The following is a 20732-nucleotide window of genomic DNA, read 5'->3' as shown; positions in this document are numbered from 1 at the left end:
ATAGCATGAGTGAGAACGAAAATGGAAAATCCGTCAGTCGACGCACCTTGTTGGGGACCTCGGCTGCGGCCGCCGGCGTAGGCATCGCGGGCGGCGTCGGCCTGTCGAGCGACGGCCGCGGCCTCGTCGCGGCTGCGGACGCGCAGACCAATGCGGCACCAAAGGCGCCGACGGCGCGTCCAGCAGTGCAGAAGACCGAGGTGGCGCCGGGCGAACTCGACGAATATTACGTGTTCTTCTCCAGCGGCCAGTCCGGCGAAATGCGCATCATCGGCCTGCCCTCGATGCGCGAGCTGATGCGCGTTCCCGTCTTCAACCGCTGCAGCGCCACGGGATGGGGACAGACCAATGAAAGCCTGAAGGTGTTGACCGAAGGGATGCAGCCGGCCACCCGCGAATTGCTCAAAAACCGCGGCGGCACGTTCATGAACGGCGACCTGCATCACCCCCACATCACGTTCACCGACGGCACCTATGACGGCCGATTTGCATTCATGAACGACAAGGCCAATAGCCGGGTCGCGCGCGTGCGCCTCGACGTCATGAAGTGCGACAAGATCATCGAGTTGCCCAACCAGCATACGGTCCACGGTCTGCGACTGCAAAAATATCCCCGCACCGGATACGTGTTCTGCAACGGCGAGGATGGCGTGCCGCTCCCGAACGATGGCAAGGTGCTCGACAAGCCGAAGGAATATCACTCGATCTTTACGGCGCTGGACAGCGATACCATGAAGGTCGCGTGGCAGGTGATCGTCGACGGCAACCTCGACAACGTCGATGCCGACTACCAGGGCAAGTACGCGGTCTCGACCTGCTACAATTCGGAAGAGGGCGTCACCCTCGCCGAGATGACGGCCAACGAGCAGGATTGGGTCGTGATCTTCAATCTCAAGCGGATCGAAGAGGGCGTCAAGAAGGGCGACTTCAAGGAGATGAACGGCGTGCCGGTACTCGACGGCCGCAAGGGCTCGCCCTACACGCGTTACGTCCCGGTCTCGAACAATCCGCACGGCTTGAATACCGCGCCGGACGGCATCCATATCGTGGCGGCCGGAAAGCTGTCACCCACCGTCACGGTGATGGATGTCCGGCTGTTCGACCAGTTGTTCGACGACAAGATCAAGCCGCGCGACGTCGTTGTGGCCGAACCCGAACTCGGCCTCGGGCCGCTGCATACGGCTTATGACGGCAGAGGCAACGCCTATACGACGCTGTTCCTCGACAGCCAGGTCTGCAAGTGGAACATCGAGCTCGCCAAACGCGCATTCAAGGGCGAGAAGGTCGATCCCATCATCCAGAAGCTCGATGTCCACTATCAACCCGGTCACAACCACTCGTCCATGGGCCAGACCAAGGAGGCCGACGGGAAGTGGCTGATCTCCCTGAACAAGTTCTCCAAGGACCGCTTTCTTAATGTCGGTCCGCTGAAGCCGGAGAACGATCAACTGATCGACATATCGGGCGACAAGATGGTTCTCGTCCACGATGGTCCGAGCTTCGCCGAGCCGCACGACGCAACGATCGTCCATCGCTCCAAGATCAACCCGATCTCGATCTGGGACAGGGCCGATCCGATGTTCGCCGACGCGGTGAAGCAGGCGAAGGCCGACGGGATCAATCTCGAAGCCGACTCCAAGATCATCCGCGACGGCAACAAGGTTCGCGTCTACATGACGTCGACCGCGCCGGCGTTCGGTCTCGAGACGTTCCAGGTCAAGCAGGGCGACGAGGTGACCGTCTATGTCACCAACATCGACGCCGTCGAGGATCTGACCCACGGCTTCTGCATCGTGAACTACGGTATCCAGATGGAGGTTGCGCCGATGGCGACGGCCTCGGTGACGTTCGCGGCGGATAAGCCCGGCGTCTACTGGTACTACTGCTCGTGGTTCTGTCATGCCATGCACATGGAGATGAAGGGCCGCATGTTCGTCGAGCCCAAGATGGTCTGAAGCGAGGACGGAAAGTGTTTTTCCTGCAACGACTCATTCCGGCGGCGATCCTCGCCGCCGGAGTCTTCGGTCCCGCTGCCGCGGCTGAGCTGAAAGCTGTCGCGTACCAGCCGCTTCAGGCAGTGCTGGACCGTGCGCAGGAAGGCGACGTCGTCAAGCTGGCGCCCGGCGTTTACCGAGGTGCGATCAGGATTGACCGTCGCCTCGTTTTGACCGGGGGACCGGGCGCCGTGCTCAGTGGCGGCGGGGCCGGCAACGTCGTTACTGTCGCCGCGCCTGACGTCACGATCCGCGGCATCACGATCAGGGAATCCGGCCGCGACCTTCAGGCCATGAATTCAGGGATCTTTCTCGAGAAGACCGCCGAGCGCACGGTGATCGAAAACAACCGCCTGGAAGAAAACCTGTTTGGCATCTACGTTCACGGCGCAGCGGGATCCCACGTCGAACGCAACATCATCGAAGGATTGCGCGAGGGGCGCCGCAGCGAGAGCGGGAATGGCGTGTCGCTCTGGAACGCGCCAGACGTCACCATCGCGGAAAACACCTTCCGCTATGGTCGAGACGGCATCTTCACGATCAGCAGCCGCAAGGACCGCTTCATCAACAACCGCTTCGAACAGGTGCGCTTCGCGATTCACTACATGTACACCAACGACAGCGAGGTTAGCGGCAACGTTTCCGTGCGCAATACTGTCGGCTACGCCATCATGTATTCGAACCGACTGGTGATCCGCAACAACATCTCCGATCGCGACCGGGACTACGGGATACTGTTCAACTACGCCAACTACGCCGAGATTGACGGTAACCGGGTCGTCGGCGGACCGCTGGACAATGTCGCGGTCAGCCGCGAAGGGGTGGACGGTGAGAAGGAGATGGTGCCCGACATACGGCCGACGCGGGACGTCGGCAGCGGGCCGGAAAAATGCGTGTTCATCTACAACACCAACCACAACAAGTTCCGCAACAACTGGTTCGAACGTTGCGGCATCGGCGTCCACTTCACCGCCGGCTCAGAAGGCAATGAGATTTCCGGCAATGCCTTCGTCGGTAACCGCAACCAGGTCAAGTACGTCGGCACGCGCGATCTCGACTGGTCCAAGGGCGGCCGCGGCAACTACTGGAGCGACAACCCTGCGTTCGACCTGAACGGTGACGGCATTGCCGACACTGCTTATCGGCCCAACGATCTGGTCGACCGCGTGCTGTGGACGGCGCCGTCCGCCAAGGTCTTGATCAACAGCCCGGCGGTGCAGGTCTTGCGCTGGGCGCAAGCGCAGTTTCCGGCTCTCTATCCCGGCGGCATTGTCGACAGCCATCCGCTGGTGGCGCCGCCGCCGAAGCCCTCTCCCGAGCGGAGTTTCAGATGACCGCGACCGTGTCCGTGACCGGCGTCGACAAGAGTTATCGCAAGGTGCGAGCGCTGCGTGATGTTTCGTTCTCTCTCGTCCCCGGGCGGCTGAGTGCGCTGGTCGGCCACAATGGTGCGGGCAAGACCACGCTGATCAAATTGATGCTGGGTTTGATCCACGCAGACCGCGGCGAAATTCGCATGATGGGGCAAAATCCGGCGGCGGGCGAGTTTTCGGCGCGTCGGCTTCTTGGCTATCTTCCCGAAAACGTCGCGTTCAATGCGGCCCTTACAGGGCGCGAAACGCTGGCATTCTATGCGCGCCTGAAAAGGATCGAGCCGGCCTCGGCGTGGGCGCTGCTCGACCGCGTCGGATTGAGCGATGCCGCCGATCGCCGCGTCGGGACCTATTCCAAGGGCATGCGGCAGCGACTGGGCCTGGCGCAGGCGCTGCTCGGGCAGCCACGCGTGCTGTTGCTGGATGAACCGACCACGGGACTTGATCCGGCGCTGCGGCAAACGTTCTACGAAGTTCTGAACGAATTGCGGAACGGTGGCGCCACCGTCCTGATTTCATCCCACGCGCTCAACGAACTCGAAGATCGCGCCGAGCATGTCCTGATTATGAATCGCGGCCGGCTGGTCGCACAGGGCACGTTGGCGGAGTTGCGCTCGCTCTCGCAGTTGCCGATCCGGGTCTCGCTCGATCTGGTGGCCGGCGCCGATGACGCCATTGCCCCGATCGCGGACGAAACCTTTTCGGCTGCAGGCCGCAGAACCGTGCTGGTGGCTGACGAAAAGGGGAAAATGGATCTGTTGCGCGCGGCTGCGAGCGATCCCCGCGTCAAGAATATCGAAATTGCGGCACCGACCCTCGACGATCTCTACGCACACTTCCTCGACACGCAGGAGAAGGCCGCGTGAGGACAGTCGCAGTCATCGCCTTCAAGGAGATCCAGGAAGGCCTGCGGAACCGCTGGGTATTGGCGACCACGCTGCTGCTCGCCAGTCTTGCCTTGTCGCTGACGTTCCTCGGCAGCGCTCCGACCGGCAACGTTGGTGCCGGTGCCCTCGACGTGGTGGTGGTCAGCCTGTCCAGCCTGACGATCTTTCTGTTGCCGTTGATCGCACTTCTGATCTCGCACGATGCGGTGGTCGGTGAGATGGAGCGGGGCACGATGATCCTGCTGCTGAGCTACCCCGTCGGTCGCAGCCAGGTCATCCTGGGCAAATTCTGCGGTCATGTCCTGATCCTCGCCTTCGCGACGATCCTCGGTTATGGCGCAGCCGCCGCTGCGCTCGCGATCACCGGCGCCTCTGTCCTGGCGGCGAGCTGGTACGCCTTCGCCTCGATGCTTGGAACGTCGATCATGCTTGGGGCTGTATTCGTAGCGATAGGATACCTGATCAGCAGTCTCGTCCGCGACCGTGGCACCGCGGCGGGCCTGTCGGTCGGCATCTGGCTTTTGATGGTGTTGGTGTTCGATATGGCACTGCTTGGGATCCTGGTGATCGACCAGGGACAGATTATCTCGGCAAGGGTCCTCGAATGGCTTCTGTTTCTCAATCCCACTGATCTTTACCGTCTGGCGAATCTCACGGGATTCAATGTGAGCCAGTTTTCCGGCATGGCCGGGCTGTCGGCTACGGCCACCACCGGGATTGCCACGCTCCTGCTGGGGCTGCTGGTCTGGATTGTGGCGCCGCTCGGGCTTGCGGCGACCTTCTTCGCACGGAGGGAACTATGACCCGAAGATCCGTCGGTGCGATCATCATCGCGGCGTTGCTTCTTGGCTGCAATCCTGACACGGGCAACACCAACATGCCGCCGCCGCTTCCTCTTACGCGCGATGCGATGGGCGTCTTTTGCGGCATGAACCTGATGGAGCATCCCGGACCCAAGGGGCAGATCATCACGGCGAGCCGCATCGATCCGTTCTGGTTCACCTCCGTCCGGGATACTGTGGCGTTCACGTTGATGCCGGATCAGCCGCGTGACATCCGGGCGATCTACGTCTCGGACATGGCCCGGGCAACGAGTTGGGAGGACCCTGGCGCAACGAACTGGATCGACGCGCGGAAAGCTTTCTTCGTGATCGAAAGCCGCAAGCAGGGCGGCATGGGGGCGGCGGAGGCAGTGTCCTTCGGGAACCGGGCGGCAGCCGATGGGTTCGCGGCCGATAACGGCGGGCGGGTCGTGACGCTTACGGAAATTCCCGACGCGTACGTGCTGGGTAGCGATGCGGCAAGCGAGTCTGTCGAACATGATCGTGGCGATGTCAGGCTCAACTGAGGACCTCGATGATGCGCAAGCCAACTCTCTCGCGGCGACGGATGATTGCAATCACGGCGACGGCGCTCGGCTCGGCCCTCGCGAGCGGCTCACGTATGGCTCGGGCGCAAGAGGCCGTGCGTTGGCATGGTTCGGCGCTCGGGGCGCAGGTCTCGATGGAGATCTATCATCCGGACCGTGCCGAGGCAGCGCGATTGGTCGGCAGCTGTCTTCTCGACGTGCGCAGGCTGGAGCAGCAATTCAGCTTGTATCGGCAGGAGTCCGCGATCTGCACGCTCAACTCCACGGGCATCCTCGTTGCGCCGGACCCGGACATGGTGGCTCTGCTGGAGGCCTCGCTGGCCTTTGCCGACCTGACCAGCGGCGCATTCGATCCGACCGTTCAGCCGTTGTGGCGGCTCTATGCCGATCACTTTTCTTCGGAGCATCCGGATCCGAACGGTCCGCAGTGGGAGCAACTCGCTGAAGTGCTGACCAGGGTCGGTCGCCGCGGACTGCTGGTGAGGCCAGATCGCATTGCCCTGGCACACCGCGGCGCTGCGATTACTCTGAACGGCATTGCACAGGGGTTTGTGACCGACAAGGTCGTCGAGAAGCTGCGAAAGGCCGGCTTGTCGACGAGCTTGATCAATATGGGAGAGATACGCGCAATCGGGCCGCGACCCGAGGGCGGGCCGTGGCGTGTCGGTCTTGCAGATCCGGACAAAGCAGGCGCTCTCACCGAGACGATCGATCTCGTCGACCGCGCCGTCGCGACAACGGCCGGTGCCGGATTCCGTTTCGACGCCGCGGGTCGCTTTACTCACCTCTTTGACCCCACAACGGGACTAAGTCCGTCGCTCTATCGAACGGTCAGCGTGGTCGCACCGAGCGCAACCGAAGCTGATGCTCTCTCGACAGCCTTCAGCTTGATGGCCATTCCTCGCATACGGGATATCGTCGCCAGCCGTCCGAATGTCCAGGCGCGCCTGATCGATGCAAATGGTCGTTTGACCGTATGTGGCGCGTGAGACGTCGCTTCAGGCTACAGAACCGAAGGGCGACCGCGGATTCGTTCCGTAAGCGACAAAATCAAGGTGCGACGCTCTCGCGCAGTCGGCGGAGCTGAGACCGGAGCCGCTCGCAGCCCAATTCGTTCTCAAACTTGGTGATCGCCTCAAGTGTAGGTTCAGCGCGCATGGTCTGCAGACGCGCCATGTCGCGGGTGCAAGCGTCTTCGGAACGGGTGGACTCATTCTGAGCCTGTTGTCTCGGAGCCGTTTGCGGTGCCGAAGTCCCGCCGGGGGGCAGAGCGGTATCGCCCACATAACTTTCGAATAGGCGCTGCACTTGCGGGCGCAGCCGACTGCATGCGACCTCGCGTTGGAAGTTGGTGATTTCTTCCGGCGCGGGGTTGGCGCGCAGACGCGCCAGCCTCGCTTCGTCGCGGACGCAAGGGTCTGTCGTCTGGGGCGCCGCCTGAGCCGGAAGGGGCATCTTTGGGAGCCCTGCGTTTACGGTTGGCGCAGTGGTTGGCGTTCCCGGCGCTGGACTGACCATGAGCGGCTTCGGCAAGGTCGGCACCGGAACCGGGGGTGGCGCTGGGGCAGCCGCCGGCGCGACTCTTGTTGCGTCCGACGGTGACACCAAGGAGATGGTTGCGCCGCCAAGGGAGCCATAGATGAACGGCTCCTGACGCCCGCCGGTCATGGCGATAACCGCATCGCGGACACGACCGAGTGCGATCCGAATGTCGACGCCAGGCTCGGCAAGGTGTTTCAGCAGCGCGATTGCATAGGGACTGTTGACGCCGTCGCCGTCGTAGGAAATCGAGCCCGCTTTCGCGGCGTAGGCGACCAGCGTATCGGCCCCGACTTCGTCAAGCTTCGCGAGCCCGCCTCTGGACGGTGTGCGGCCTGCCGAGCGCAGCTTGGCCGCAAAGGGGTTATCACGGCAGGCGTCAAGCAGGATCAGGCGCAGGCGGCGTACTGGCTGCAGCGCCCAGATGATGCGGTCGAGCGCGATAGCCTCGTCGTCGACGTCGTAGTCGCGGCTCAACCGGGCATCCACCGGGATAAGATAGTTGGTGCCGCCGATCTCGAGGCCGTGGCCGGCGTAATAGACCACCGCCATGTCGGCGTTCTCTGCCGTGATGAGGAATTCCCGCACGGTTCGTTTGAACTCGACGACGCCAAGGTCGTTGCGCGAAATGACGACTTCAAAGCCGATCGATTTGAACAACGCTGCGATCGCATTTGAGTCGTTGATGGTATTGGACAGCGTGGATGCGTTTTTATAGGCGGAATTGCCGACCACCAGCGCCACGCGACGCTCCGCTGCTGCCGCGTTGGCGAACGTCGCGCCGACGACAAGGCAGAGGCAGGAGATCAAGAGGTGGCGTAGTTTCATCGCTGCATCAATATCCGTAACTCCGCCAGGAACGATGGCGGTACTTGGAGCGCTTTCTCGGCGGCTGGCCGCTCTCCGTCACGGTGACGTTGATGACGTCGGAGAAAACCGCCGGATCGTGCGGCACGTGGGCGAAATCGGCGAACAGGAGGCGCAGCTTGTGTTGGCCGACCGGAAGGGTGATCTTCGCTTCGGTCTGGCCGGCACCGAAGTGCAGGTGGTTGAAGTCGTTTGGGATCGGCTGGTCGAGCGGAGGCAGTTCGGCATCGACAAGCAGATGATGATGGCCAGTGTTGGGCTTGTCGTAGCCCGCCGGAGCCACGCCCATATTCAACAGGCCAAAACGGATCACCGGGTTCGGAGAAATATAGGAGCCGTTCTTCGGATAGATGAAATAAACTTTGGCATCTTTCGGTGAGGGGCGACGTCCGCCGGCTGCGGCTTGAACCGTCGCAGGAGGGGCTTGAGCCGCCGCGGGAGCAGTTTGGTCAGTCACCTTGACCTTGATCCGCTCGGAGACCACCGGCGGGGAATGCGGAACGTGATTCTTGTCGCCGAACACAAGCTGCAAGGTGTGCTCGCCGGGCGTCAGCGAAATCTCAGCCTCAGTTTGTCCGGCGCCGAAATGCAGGTGCTGGAAGTCGTTGGGAATTTCGGAATTCAGTGGCGGCGTTGGCGAGTCAACTATCAGATGATGGTGCCCGCTATTGGCGCGGTCCGAACCTGCCGGCGCGACGCCCATGCCATGCAGCCCGAAATGCAGGGTGGCCTTGGTTGGCAGCGTGTCGCCATCTTTCAACCCGATGAAATAAACAGCAGCCCCCGGCGGCGACGGCGTCGGTCCGCCCGTCTGGGCCTGCGCCTGCACGGCGTGGCAATGGATCAATCCGGCGACAAATGGAACCAGAACCAATGTCAGCAATCGCTGCATCATCGCAATATTCCCAATGCATGGACCACAATCTGGACCGCGCTGGCCGCGGGAAACTGAAATAATTGCGTGTCGAAAGTATCCCCATCCGGCAATACGAAGGGGAGAAGTGGAACGATATTCCTTTGCCGCCCAATGTAAACCGAAATTCGGCGCCGCGACCGCCGCCTTGCCGGTTGCGGCCGAATGAAGCATGTTATTCCGCATTGAATGTGACGTGTGCATACTCCCGATCGTTCGAGCCGACCGGAGATCAAGACATGAGATCCGCCGTCTTGTCTGTGATTTTGCTCATAACACTCGTTGAATTTGCAGGTACTGCAGCGAGCGACCAGCGAGGGCTGAGCAACAGCCCGTCCGCGGACCCGCCGTCCGCGTCATCAGACACCAGGGTAGCCCAGCAAAGCGCCAATCCGGAGCCGGGAGAGCTATTTCGCGATTGCGACAATTGTCCCGAGCTTGTGATCGTGCCGCCGGGAGAGTTCGTGATGGGATCCAATGACACGCCCTACGAGAAGCCTGAGCATTCGATCAGCATTCGCAAACCCTTCGCCATCGGCCGCCGCGAGGTGACGTTCGCGGAATGGGATCAGTGCGCTGATACGGGCGCGTGCAGGGTGCGCCCCGAGGATCACGGCTGGGGACGTGGCGATCGGCCGGTGATCAATGTCAGCTGGGAGGACGCCAAGCTGTTCGTCGCCTGGCTGTCGCAGAGAACCGGGCAAAAATACCGTCTGCCCAGCGAGGCGGAATGGGAATATGCCGCGCGCGCGGGAACCAAAACGCCATTCTGGTGGGGCAGGGACATCGGCGCCGGTCATGCGCAGTGCGAGGGCTGTGGTAGTCCGATCAAGCAGCAGGTCGTGCCAGCGGGTTCGTTCCGGCCAAACGGCTTTGGGCTCTACGACACATCAGGTAATGCTGCGGAATGGGTCGAGGATTGCTGGAACGACTCCTATCGCAATGCGCCTAAGGACGCATCGGCCTGGACGTCGGGCGACTGCCGCCTGCGGGTGCTGCGCGGGGGCAACTTTCTCAGCAAGGGCAGCGACGTCAGATCGTCGGCGAGGTTTCGCTACGACGTTGACGTTCGCTACTACGCCAACGGCTTTCGTGTCGTGCGGGAGCTGCCGTAGTCATGGCGCCCGCGAGTACGATGCGTTCGATGGTTGTGGCACTACTCGTGCTGACTGGGGCGACTTCCGCTGCTTGGGCGCAATCCCACACCATCAGTGGGCACATCGGCTATCTCCACGAATGGGAGATTGCAGGAAGTATCGCGAAAGCGGCAACGCACCAGGCCGCGGATTATTCAGGAGCAGTCACGCTGCGGCACGTTGGCCTGTGCAGCGTCAATGGCGTCGAGCAGAAGCAGGCGCGCGTGCAGTTGAAAGTGTCGTCCGGACGACTGGAAGGCACATTGATCATGGACGACGATGAATGCCGCATCGTCGCATCCGGAGCATCAGGCTCGGGGTTGCTGACCTGCCGCAGTGGACAAGGCATTCCGATCGATCTCCTGATCGGCAACGCGGTTGCGACCGAAGCGTCCAATCGCGCCGGCCCCAATCCTTGAGCAGGTCGCCGGACAATTGTCCGCAAGAGACGTGGTGATCGACCGCGCATTGAGATCCGAGCGCGTCTTCTGATCGCGCACGACCATCGAACGCCAAGAGTCAGAAAGGCTGTTACAGCGGTGCACGTGATCGCTGTGCGTCCAACACCGGCGTGATTCGATGTGGTTGGAAAAATCCTCTGATCGCTTGCGCGCGCACGGCTGAGTCGTGAGCTTCAACGCATTCGCGTACCGCTCGTTGGATGCAGCGAATTCGCGATGCGAATGCAAAAGCGCTGCTCCACCATGCGTGACTCCGCGCACAGAATTGGGGGCCGACGAGGCCTATCGTCAAATCATCGAACGGCAATCACGCGGTTCGACATCATCCAAAGGGAAAATATTATGTTTCGCTCCATCCTCCTCGTCTCGGCGGCCGTGCTCTCGCTCGCGTCTTCGGCTTATGCTGGCAACTCGTCCTCCATCGTGCAGAGCGGCAACGGCAACGACGCCGTGACGTATCAGCGCGGTCACACCAACGACAGCCAGGTCATTCAGTACGGCAACAACAACGGTGCCGGCATCCACCAGGTCGGCCGGAACAACAACGCTGGCATCGGTCAGGTCGGCGACGGCAACTTTGCCGGTGTGGACCAGGTGCAGCGGCGGCGCTGGTAAGCCGGCAGCCGAGCGATCCCACATCGCCCTGAAAGGAGTCGTGCCGGCAGGTTCCCGCACGCTCCTTTCCATTCCTGACCTCGAAAGGACAAATCCATGAAAAAGCTTCTGTTGATTGCCAGTGCCGCGCTGACCCTGGTCTCCGCTCCGGCATTCGCTGGCGGCACCACCGCCTGCGTGCACGCGAGGACGCAGATCGGCAGTGGATCGAGTGATAGCACCAGCCAGAACTGCCAGTACAATATGAACGGCCAAGTGCAGGCCGGCAACGGAATGTCGGCGACTGCCCGGCAGTCCGGAACGAACAACACGTCGTACCAGACCCAGCTCGGGAACGGCAACTTTGCTGGAACCAGCCAGCATGGCCGTGACAACAGCGCCGGCGCCATGCAGATCGGCGATGGCAACCGCGTCAGGGTCCATCAATGGTAAGACCGCTGGCCAATCGGGCCAGCGGTACGGCGATTGGGCGGAGCGTTCCTCTCGCCCAACGCACGCCATCGTCAAGGAGGTAGACATGAAACCCATGCAACGACAGTCGGTTGTGCTTGCCGCAATGTTGATGGCTGCGCTGGCGAGCGCGTCCGCGCGGGCCGAGACGACGTCCGTGAACAACGGCAGCAATTCTGCTACGATCACCCAGAGCGGCGATCCATCCAAGACCGAGAAGCAGGTCAAGACGGCCCCCGGCTACACCAGCATCGAGCAACATAGCGGCGGCAACTCGGCGACGATCGTCCAGCGCTCCAACCCCGCTGCGGGTGATCCGACCGGCGCAGAAGCTGGCAAAAGCCCGGATGCGCAGGCAGCTCCAGGCGAAGCCGATGGCGATGCCGATCACAATCCCCCGCCGACCGATGCCGACGTCTACCGGCAGATCCGCAAAGGTGCCTCGCCGCAATCGCAGCAGACGCTCGACAGGTTGATGAAAGCCATGGGCCTGCAAAACAAGATGTGACCAGCCCCCCAATGTCGCCGCCACCACCCCTCTCACGTCCCGCGACCGTCGAGGTCGCGGGGAAGGCCGCAGCTCAATTCACGGGACACGCAAAACGGGAGACATCACATGCACAAGATGATTGTGGCCATGGTGCTGGCTTCAGCGTCCGCTCACACCGTGGGTTCGCTTGGACTGGCGCTGGTCTCAGACGGCGATCCGATCACCGCACCACAGTTAACGACCACGACCGAGCCAACTATGACGCAGGCTCCCGGCGCTGCGACTGGCCCGGTTGTTCCGTCCAATCCGCAAACTCCATTAGAGAGGCACTGCACGACTCCGGGAGGCAAGAGCTTTAAGTGGTCTTTCCCAAATGTGCCATTTGGAGTCGCGCGATGCACTTGAGATGGCACGATGGCTACGACCGGCATGCGCTTGCGCGAACATCGCTCCGGCGAAGGCACGTCGGATGATCGCCGTCACAATCGCATCGACGCCCTGACGAACAACCAAGTATGAGGGCAGCCCCGACGACATGGCATCCACTCAGTGCGGCCTGCCGAGCACGAATGCGAAGGGGAGAACGAAGATCTCGTCGCCAGCCTCATCGCTGACATGCAGGGCCCAATGACGCCAGTCTTCCAGGGTGCTCGCTGCGACGAGCGATCGAACCCTGCGGGTAGCCTCCTCGCACGCTTCGATCAGATCGGACACGAATGTGCCGCGACGATCCATCAATACGCCCCGAGCATTGGAACAATGGAAATAAATCTGAGCCATGTACGCCTCCTTGCAACATCCGGGTGAGCAAGCTCACCCCTGCATGCCGGAGTCATACTAGGCGGCCAAATCGACGTCCGTGATCCCGCGCACATGGTGCGACTTGGCAGTCCGACAGGGCGACGACCGGTCCGCCCCGAAATATGCGCTCCACCCATCTCGGGGGCGAGGAATGGCTTCAACGTCAGCGGCCTGCTCGTTGGGCTTGGCCCGCTTGCCGTCGCTGGAGGCAGGCATATACTAGGTCGATGGCCGTCAGCTCGCCCGATCTGAAAGCGTTCTTACTCGCCACCCCTTTTTTCGGTGGCCTCTCAGACGCAAGCCTCGATCTCTTGCTCTCAATGCTGATCGAGCGACGCATCGACGTCGGCGCCACCATCGTAGCGGAAGGGGAGGCGGGGCGATCGATGTTCATTGTTCACTCCGGCGAGCTCGTAGTGAGCAAGCTCGGGGACTCCGGGCGCGTCGTTCGAATGTCATCTCTCGAGCCGGGTGACTTTTTCGGTGAAATGACGCTGATCGAAATGCAGAACCGATCAGCCACCGTCGTCGCGGAGAGCCCAACCGTACTGTATGAACTCACGGCCGGAAAACTCTACGCGTACTACAAGGCCGACATCCACGCCTATGTGATGGTGATGCAGAACATCAACCGCGAGCTTTGTCGACGACTCCGCCGCGCCGACAATCGGATCGCCAAACTGCTGACACTTCAAGAGAGGCAATGACTCAAATTCGTCTGCGTCGTCTGGTTCAGGAGCAACTGCGACTCAGGTCCCGGACCTCATGTTCCCGGCTCGAACGACTTCTGGTACTTCAAGGCGCCGCTCGGCGGTGCGTTCGAGTTCGCTTACCCAGTCATAGCGATTCCGGCAGATACAGATGAGGTTCCAGAAAGCGTTGCCCGGGCAGGCCTTCGCCGGGGCCCCGCGTGGCATTGATCATCAAAGACACGAGATCCCTGCTGAACTCCTCAAGTGGAGTGCAGACCGCCAACAATACATAGCGATCAGACAGCGCGGCCCGGGATTCGGGCGTCAGTTCGTTCACGATGAGCTTTACCTCTCCCGGCCTGCGCGCTTCGCGTAAGGCGGAGATTGCGCCCTCCATGCCGCCTCCGGCAACGTACAATCCTTTCAGGTCAGAGTGGCGCTCGAGCAGGTCGAGCGTCGCTTCATGCGTGAGTTGGGGCGTCTCCAAGTTGACGAGAGTATCGAGCACTGTGCACCTTGGATGGTATTCTCGGAAATAGCTGCGGAAGCCGGTTTCTCGCAATTCATGCCCGTGCCAGCGATGACCGCCGACGAAGACCGCGACTTTTCCCGGCTCGTGCATGGCCGTCGCAAGCATATAGGCCGCGACACGCCCTACCTTGAGATTGTTAAGTCCGACATAGGCTGCGCGTTCACCTTGGGCGTAGTCCGAAAGCAACGAGACTGTCGGCACGCCGGCCGCCTTAAGATCGGTTACGGCTGCGGTGGTGTCCTGATGATTGACGGCGACGGCGGCCAACGCATCGACCCGGGAGCCGATCGCGCGCATCATCTGTGCCATGTCCTTGGTTGTTTGTGTCGGGCAGAACTCGATGATCGCCTGAGCTGAAATGCCCGGAGCGGTTTTGACCGCATGCTCCAGATGCCGCGCCATCGACTGATAGAAGCTCTGCTCCGGTTTGGTCAGCAAAAAGCCTAGCCGGAAATTCGGTAGATCCGGGTTCAGACGCTGCTCGATCAGCCGAGTGGCGTGATAGCCGACCCGCACGGCAGCCGCGAAGACGCGGTGCGCAGTGTCGGAGCGGACGTTCTGGCGCCCGTTGAGAACACGGTCGACGGTCGAGGGGCTGACACCCGCCTCCCTCGCGACGTCGATGATGGTCGGTCTGTCAGCCATTGCACTGCGCATTCTGATGTAATTTACATCATTGATCTCAACGATATTGATGCTTTCATGGCGCGTCAAGTTTGACTCGCTGAACGGGAATTAAAGCCAACGGTCGAGAAATGCGGATCAAATATCTGTAATACAAAACATATCTGTCTTCATGCTTGTCCCCGATAGGCGTGGTGGAGTCGCCTCATAAATGCGTCATGATACGTCATGTAATGACGCGAAATACCCCACACGCCTTGACGTTCACTGCTTCGGCATCGTTACATCCCGAGCGTCAACACGCCGAACGTACAACCAGACATCAACAGGCCGGAGGAACAGGCGGACATGCTGCCCATAGCGATCAATCACATGACGGTGCCGGGGCTGCGTTACGAGGGCCTCCTTGCGCTTACCAAGCGGCTTGGGTGCATTGGCGTCGAACTGCGCAATGATCTGGCTCAACCGCTATTCAATGGCGATGCGCCCGGCGTCGTGGCCGCCAAGGCGAAGGATCAGGGGCTGCGGATCGTCGGCCTGTCACAGGTCTATCCGTTCAACGACTGGTCAGATTCCCGTCGCGATGCTGTCGATGTTCTGATCCGGACTGCGTCGGCTTGCGGGGCGGAGACCATCAGCCTCATCCCGCGGAACGACGGCTGGGGCCTCGGCGCGGGCGAGCGGATCGGCAATCTGCGCCTTGCTTTACGCGAGATCGCGCCCATGCTGGAGGCCGCGGGCATGATCGCCCTTGTCGAGCCGCTCGGCTTCGAAACTTCTTCGCTCCGCAGCAAGGCGGAAACGATCGAAGTGATCGAGAGTCTCGGTGTCGCGCGCCATTACCGGCTCGTTCACGACACCTTTCATCATCACCTTGCCGGCGGCGGTCCCCTTTTTCCGGAATATACGGGCATCGTCCACGTTTCCGGCGTCGTCGATGTCGATCTCGCGGTAGCCGACATGCGCGATGCCCATCGGGTTCTCGTCGACGAGGCGGACCGGCTCGGCAACATCGCCCAGATCGAAGCTCTGTTGGCAGCCGGATATGCCGGGCCGATTTCGTACGAGGCATTCTCTCCGGCGGTGCACGCGTTGGCCGATCCGGAGAGCGCGCTGCGTCGATCAATTGGCTTCATGAACGAGAGGGTCTCTCTCACGCCCGCGTAACGGCAGCCGCCGGCATGCGGCGGAAAACACGACCGGCATAATCAGCGTGGACGCCGGCCACGCAGAACGCGGGAGGAAATAATGAGGAAGCTCGTGCTCGCGGCCGCCATTTCGGCGCTCATGTCCGGATCGGCCTTGGCCGAGAACATCGGCGTCTCGATGGCACTGTTCGACGACAATTTCCTGACAGTGCTCCGCAAGGCGATTCAGGACAGCGCTGCCAAACAGAACGTGAAGCTGCAGATCGAAGACGCGCAGAACGATGTCGGCAAGCAGCTGAACCAGATCCAGAACTTCGCCGCGGCCAAAGTCGACGCCATCATCGTCAACCCGGTCGACACCGACGCCACGGCAGCGATGAGCAAGGCCGCGGCGGACGCCGGCATCCCGCTCGTCTTCGTGAACCGCATGCCGGTCAATCTCGAAAAGCTTCCATCCAATCAGGCCTTCGTCGGCTCGAACGAGGCCGAGTCCGGCACGCTTGAAACCAAGGAAATCTGCCGTGCGCTGAAGGACAAAGGCAAGAAAGAAGCCCGGATTGTCGTCATGATGGGGGAACTTTCGAACCAGGCGGCCCGCCAGCGGACCAAGGACATCGAGGATGTGATTGCCACTCCGGACTGTAGCTTCATGAAGATCGTGGAGAAGCAGGCCGCCAACTGGTCGCGCACCCAGGCGGCCGATCTCATGACCAACTGGCTGTCGGCCGGGCTCAAGTTCGATGCTTTCATCCCGAACAACGACGAGATGGCGATCGGCGGCATCGGGTCGATCAAGACTGCGGGCCTCTCGACGAAGGAGATCCTCGTCGGCGGCATTGACGGCACCAAGGACGGGCTCGCGGCGATGCAGGCCGGCGACCTTGCGGTGACCGTGTTCCAGAACGCAGCCGGTCAGGGCCAGGGCGCCGTGAAGACCGCGCTCAAGCTCGCCAAGGGCAGCAAGGTCGACAGCACCGTGTGGGTGCCGTTCGAACTCGTGACGCCGGAAAATCTCAAGAACTATCTCACCAAGAACTGAGTCCCGAACGTCTTCCGGCCGTAGGCATGCTCCCTTGCGAGCCCGCGGCCGGTGACGGCGGGCGCGGAGAAACCGCGCGCAACCCCACGACGCCGGGAGGCAAGGCCATGCTGAGTCCGAAAACGCTGGCAGCGGTCGCTCGCTACAAGGAAAAGATCGAACAGGACGGTCTTCTGGCGATCGAAGGTATCCGCAAGGAATTCCCAGGCGTGGTTGCACTTGACGACGTGCGTCTGCGCGTCCGGCCGGGCACGGTCCATGCGCTCATGGGCGAAAACGGGGCCGGCAAGTCTACTCTGATGAAAATCATCGCCGGCATCTATCAGCCCGACGCCGGCGAAATCCGGCTCTTCGGCTCGCCCGTTACGCTCAAGTCTCCACTTGATGCGCTGGAGCAGGGGGTCGCGATGATCCACCAGGAGTTGGCGCTGATGAACTGGATGACGGTCGCGGAGAACATCTGGATTCGCCGCGAGCCGCGGAATCGGTATGGCTTGATCGATCACGCGCGCATGGCGGCAATGACGCGGGAGTTGTTCGACCGGCTCAATTTGAGCCTGGATCCGATCGCACAGGTCTCCGAGCTCACCGTGGCACAGAAGCAGATGGTCGAGATCGCCCGTGCGGTGAGCTACAATTCCAAAATCCTGATCATGGATGAGCCGACCTCGGCGCTGACCGAACGTGAGGTGGAGCATCTCTTCGAGATCATCCGCGATCTCAAAGCCGGCGGGATCGGCATCGTCTACATCACCCACAAGATGAACGAGCTCTTCGCGATCGCCGATGAATTCACGGTGTTCCGTGACGGGCGCTACGTTGGCACCCATGCCGCGAAGGACGTGACGCGCGACGACATCATCCGGATGATGGTCGGACGAGAGATCACCGACATGTTTCCGAAGGTCGATTGTCCGATCGGCGATGTCGTGCTGGAGGCGAAGAACCTCACCCTGAAGGGGGTGTTCCACGACATTTCCTTCACGTTGCGCCGGGGTGAGATCCTCGGGCTCGCAGGGCTGGTCGGGTCCAAGCGCTCCAATGTCGCAGAGGCGCTGTTCGGCGTGGTACCGGCCGAAGCCGGACAGATACTGATCGATGGCAAGCCGGTCAGCATCGATAGTCCGGCGACCGCCATGAAGCACGGCATCGCCTTCCTCACGGAGGACCGGAAGGAGACCGGCTGCTTCCTGATCCTTGATTGTCTCGCGAACATCCAGTCAGCACTGATCACCGGCGCGCATGTGACGGCCGGATTCGTCGACCAGAAGACGGTGACGAGGCTCGCTGCGGAGATGGCGGCGAAGCTCAGGGTCAAGACACCGGACCTCGCCGAGATCGTCGAAAACCTTTCGGGCGGCAATCAGCAGAAGCTGTTGATCGCTCGCTGGCTCCTGACGAAGCCCCGGATTCTCATCCTCGACGAGCCGACGCGCGGGATCGACGTCGGCGCGAAGTCGGAAATCCACCGCCTGATCACTGGCCTCGCCGCCGAGGGCGTCGCCGTTCTCATGATCTCATCGGAGCTGCCGGAAGTGCTCGGGATGAGCGACCGCATCATGGTGATGCACGAAGGACATGTGGCCGGGTTTCTCGATCGTGGCGAGGCAAACCAGGTCAAGATCATGGATCTCGCCGCACGCTGAACTGCGACGCGCGAGTTACAGAACAAGAGAGAGCAAAGGAGGAATCGATCATGACAGAGGCGGTCGTTCAATCCGTGCAGGCCGTGCCGAAGCCGACGCGGCGGTTGCCGCCCGAGTTGAGCATTCTGCTCGTTCTCATCGGCATTTCCGCGACGTTCGAGATTCTGGGATGGCTGATCCAGGGGCAAAGCTTTTTGGCGAACCCGCAACGCCTGTCGATCATGATCCTCCAGGTCTCGGTCGTGGGTATCATCGCCATAGGCGTGACCCAGATCATCATATCCGGCGGCATCGACCTCAGCTCGGGCTCGATCGTCGGCGCGACGGCCATGATCTCGATGAGTCTCGCCCAGGTCAGCACCTATTCCCGTGCTGTCTATCCAGCGCTGACGGACATGCCGGTCGTCGTGCCGATCGTCGCCGGGCTGCTTACGGGCCTTCTGTGCGGCGTCGTGAACGGTGCGCTGATTGCTTACACCCAAATTCCACCGTTCATCGCTACGCTTGGAATGATGGTGACAGCGCGCGGTTTCGCGAAGTGGTACACGAAGGGCCAACCGATCAGCTTTCCGACGGAGAGCTTCGCCGCGTTGGGCTCCAAGCTCACCCCTGTCTTCATTTTCCTGTTCGTCGCCGTGGTGATGCATGTGGTGCTGCGTTACACACGCTACGGCAAATTCACTTATGCGATCGGAGCCAATCCGCAAGCGGCGCGCGTGACTGGCATCAACGTCGAACGCCACATCGTCAAGATCTATGCCGTCGCCGGTTTGTTGTCCGCTCTCGCCGGCATCGTCGTGGCTGCGCGCGGTCTCACCGCGCAGGCCGGCATGGGTCAGATGTACGAGCTCGACGCGATCGCCATGGCGGTGATCGGCGGGGTGTCGCTGTCGGGCGGGCGCGGCTCGGTCCTGGGAACCACAATCGGAATGATCATCTTCGGCGTGGTTATCTCCGGTTTCACATTCCTGCGTATCGACGCCTACTACCAGGAGATGATCAAGGGCGCGATCATCGTGGCCGCCGTCGTGACCGATGTTCATCGCCAGAAGAAGCGGCAGAAGAAATCATGAGACTGGTCGCCTGAACATCGACACTCGCCACGGCCTACGAGATCTCTTTCAGAGGACTCGAGGCCAACCGGCAAAGCAACGGTATTGCTCAGATGTCCGCTCGATCCAGGTCTGGCGGCTGCGGTCCACCGATCGGGATCGACCTTAGATCGAACCAGATTACACCAAGGAACAGATAGATGCGTATCGCGCTCGATCCCTTCATGCATCGGCACCTCTCGCTGGAAGCCTTGCCCGTCAAGGTGAAAGAACTCGGTTACGACTGGATCGAGCTTTCGCCGCGGGAAGATTTTCTCGAATGGTTCAAGGCTCCACGCGTTTTTCCGGAGCGCATCCGATCCTTCAAGCAGGCGCTGAAGCAAGCGGACGTCCGCATTGCCTCGCTGCTGCCGATGTATCGCTGGGCGTCCAACGACGAGGTCGAGCGTTGCGCCGCCGTGCGTCACTGGAAGCGTGCCATCGAGATCGCCGTTGAGATGGAGGTTGATACGATGAACTCCGAGTTCGGGCGGGGGCCGCATCCGGACAAGGGCTCCTGCTACTGCTGCCATACCGGTTCGATGATCGAAACCTGTGAGGACGCGTGGTGGCGCTCGATGGAGGAGCTGGTGCCGATCTTCGAGAAAGAGGGCATTAGTTTGCATATCGAACCGCATCCTGAGGATTGGTGCGAAACCCTGCAGCCCGCCGTCGACATCATCCGGACCGTCAATTCCAAGCGCGTGAAGTTCCTCTATTGCGCGCCGCACACCTTTTATTTCGGCGATGACACCAAGGCGATGCTTCGCGAATGTGCAGATGTCCTGGCACATGTGCATGTCGGCGATACCTTCAATCACAAGGCCTCGTCCGGCCTGCGCTATATCCTCAATCCGCCGGGCACGAACGCCCGCGTGCATCAGCATCTCAACATAGGCCAGGGCGAAGTTCCCTGGGACGACTTCTTCGCTACGCTCGCCGAGATCGGCTTCGACGGGATCATGAGCTCCTGCGTCTTCGCATGGGAGGACAAGGCCGACGAATCCGGCCGGTTCATGCGGCGGAAGATGCAGGAATACGTCGACAGCCACTGGAAGAAGTAGT

General features: G+C 61.4%; 21 protein-coding genes. 17 read left to right on the top strand and 4 right to left on the bottom strand.

All coding sequences use genetic code 11. From position 1 onward, the window contains the following. The first annotated feature begins 5 nt into the window (after nucleotides 1-5). The 6 genes from nosZ to SO140_RS31645 are packed head-to-tail and all read left to right on the top strand — an operon-like array spanning nucleotide 6 to nucleotide 6612. Nucleotides 6-1955, top strand: coding sequence for a TAT-dependent nitrous-oxide reductase (nosZ, locus tag SO140_RS31670; RefSeq protein WP_449378101.1), 1950 nt, complete (start codon nucleotides 6-8; stop codon nucleotides 1953-1955). Between the two features lie 14 nt (nucleotides 1956-1969). Further along, a complete protein-coding gene (locus SO140_RS31665) occupies nucleotides 1970-3328 on the top strand; it encodes a nitrous oxide reductase family maturation protein NosD (RefSeq protein WP_449378102.1) in 1359 nt (452 codons plus the stop codon). Next, nucleotides 3325-4233 carry an ABC transporter ATP-binding protein gene (locus SO140_RS31660; RefSeq protein WP_449378103.1) on the top strand — a complete coding sequence of 303 codons (909 nt, stop codon included), beginning with the start codon at nucleotides 3325-3327 and terminating at the stop codon, nucleotides 4231-4233. Before SO140_RS31665 ends, SO140_RS31660 begins: the two co-directional genes overlap by 4 nt. Beyond that, nucleotides 4230-5057: a DUF2705 family protein gene (locus tag SO140_RS31655; protein WP_449378104.1), complete on the top strand. Its 828-nt coding sequence runs from the start codon at nucleotides 4230-4232 to the stop codon at nucleotides 5055-5057. Before SO140_RS31660 ends, SO140_RS31655 begins: the two co-directional genes overlap by 4 nt. Next, the gene (locus SO140_RS31650) at nucleotides 5054-5602 is read left to right on the top strand and encodes a nitrous oxide reductase accessory protein NosL (RefSeq protein WP_449378105.1); all 549 of its coding nucleotides are present in this window, start codon (nucleotides 5054-5056) and stop codon (nucleotides 5600-5602) included. The genes SO140_RS31655 and SO140_RS31650 overlap by 4 nt, the downstream gene beginning before the upstream one ends. An 11-nt stretch (nucleotides 5603-5613) precedes the next feature. Next, a complete protein-coding gene (locus SO140_RS31645; protein WP_449378106.1) occupies nucleotides 5614-6612 on the top strand; it encodes an FAD:protein FMN transferase in 999 nt (332 codons plus the stop codon). A 61-nt stretch (nucleotides 6613-6673) separates the two neighbouring features. On the opposite strand, the gene SO140_RS31640 is transcribed toward SO140_RS31645, so the two are convergent. Continuing rightward, nucleotides 6674-7906, bottom strand: coding sequence for a caspase family protein (locus tag SO140_RS31640; protein ID WP_449378107.1), 1233 nt, complete (start codon nucleotides 7904-7906; stop codon nucleotides 6674-6676). 91 nt (nucleotides 7907-7997) lie between these two features. Continuing rightward, nucleotides 7998-9116 (bottom strand): DUF4399 domain-containing protein, encoded by a 1119-nt coding sequence (locus SO140_RS31635; RefSeq protein ID WP_449378108.1) that lies wholly within the window; start codon nucleotides 9114-9116, stop codon nucleotides 7998-8000. A gap of 65 nt (nucleotides 9117-9181) precedes the next feature. On the opposite strand from SO140_RS31635, the gene SO140_RS31630 reads away from it, so the two are divergent. The 5 genes from SO140_RS31630 (at nucleotide 9182) to SO140_RS31610 (ending at nucleotide 12112) form a co-directional block, all read left to right on the top strand. Beyond that, complete coding sequence (locus SO140_RS31630; protein ID WP_449378109.1) at nucleotides 9182-10057, top strand: formylglycine-generating enzyme family protein; 876 nt, start codon at nucleotides 9182-9184, stop codon at nucleotides 10055-10057. 29 nt (nucleotides 10058-10086) lie between these two features. Further along, a complete protein-coding gene (locus SO140_RS31625) occupies nucleotides 10087-10497 on the top strand; it encodes a hypothetical protein (RefSeq protein WP_449378110.1) in 411 nt (136 codons plus the stop codon). Nucleotides 10498-10881: 384 nt separating this feature from the next. Beyond that, nucleotides 10882-11154: a curlin repeat-containing protein gene (locus SO140_RS31620; RefSeq protein ID WP_449378111.1), complete on the top strand. Its 273-nt coding sequence runs from the start codon at nucleotides 10882-10884 to the stop codon at nucleotides 11152-11154. A gap of 96 nt (nucleotides 11155-11250) precedes the next feature. Continuing rightward, nucleotides 11251-11586 (top strand): hypothetical protein, encoded by a 336-nt coding sequence (locus SO140_RS31615; RefSeq protein ID WP_449378112.1) that lies wholly within the window; start codon nucleotides 11251-11253, stop codon nucleotides 11584-11586. 85 nt (nucleotides 11587-11671) lie between these two features. After that, a complete protein-coding gene (locus SO140_RS31610) occupies nucleotides 11672-12112 on the top strand; it encodes a hypothetical protein (protein WP_449378113.1) in 441 nt (146 codons plus the stop codon). 528 nt (nucleotides 12113-12640) lie between these two features. Here SO140_RS31610 and SO140_RS31605 read toward each other — a convergent pair. After that, entirely contained in the window at nucleotides 12641-12874 is a 234-nt protein-coding gene (locus SO140_RS31605; protein ID WP_449378114.1) for a DUF6894 family protein, read from the bottom strand. A gap of 248 nt (nucleotides 12875-13122) precedes the next feature. Between SO140_RS31605 and SO140_RS31600 the strand changes: the two genes are divergently transcribed. Beyond that, nucleotides 13123-13602 carry a cyclic nucleotide-binding domain-containing protein gene (locus SO140_RS31600; RefSeq protein WP_449378115.1) on the top strand — a complete coding sequence of 160 codons (480 nt, stop codon included), beginning with the start codon at nucleotides 13123-13125 and terminating at the stop codon, nucleotides 13600-13602. Between the two features lie 130 nt (nucleotides 13603-13732). Here SO140_RS31600 and SO140_RS31595 read toward each other — a convergent pair whose 3' ends face one another. After that, entirely contained in the window at nucleotides 13733-14764 is a 1032-nt protein-coding gene (locus SO140_RS31595; protein ID WP_474800017.1) for a LacI family DNA-binding transcriptional regulator, read from the bottom strand. A gap of 327 nt (nucleotides 14765-15091) precedes the next feature. On the opposite strand from SO140_RS31595, the gene SO140_RS31590 reads away from it, so the two are divergent. The 5 genes from SO140_RS31590 (at nucleotide 15092) to SO140_RS31570 (ending at nucleotide 20731) form a co-directional block, all read left to right on the top strand. Further along, nucleotides 15092-15910 (top strand): TIM barrel protein, encoded by an 819-nt coding sequence (locus SO140_RS31590; RefSeq protein ID WP_449378116.1) that lies wholly within the window; start codon nucleotides 15092-15094, stop codon nucleotides 15908-15910. A gap of 81 nt (nucleotides 15911-15991) precedes the next feature. Next, nucleotides 15992-16930: a sugar ABC transporter substrate-binding protein gene (locus SO140_RS31585; RefSeq protein WP_449378117.1), complete on the top strand. Its 939-nt coding sequence runs from the start codon at nucleotides 15992-15994 to the stop codon at nucleotides 16928-16930. A 107-nt stretch (nucleotides 16931-17037) separates the two neighbouring features. Continuing rightward, nucleotides 17038-18576: a sugar ABC transporter ATP-binding protein gene (locus tag SO140_RS31580; protein ID WP_449378118.1), complete on the top strand. Its 1539-nt coding sequence runs from the start codon at nucleotides 17038-17040 to the stop codon at nucleotides 18574-18576. 50 nt (nucleotides 18577-18626) lie between these two features. Beyond that, complete coding sequence (locus SO140_RS31575; RefSeq protein ID WP_449378119.1) at nucleotides 18627-19649, top strand: ABC transporter permease; 1023 nt, start codon at nucleotides 18627-18629, stop codon at nucleotides 19647-19649. A 179-nt stretch (nucleotides 19650-19828) separates the two neighbouring features. Further along, entirely contained in the window at nucleotides 19829-20731 is a 903-nt protein-coding gene (locus SO140_RS31570; protein WP_449378120.1) for a sugar phosphate isomerase/epimerase family protein, read from the top strand. Nucleotide 20732: the final 1 nt, after the last annotated feature.

Source organism: Bradyrhizobium sp. UFLA05-108, from assembly GCF_059803455.1.
Note: the sequence above shows the minus strand (reverse complement) of the source record. Positions and strands in the feature narration are given on the sequence as shown.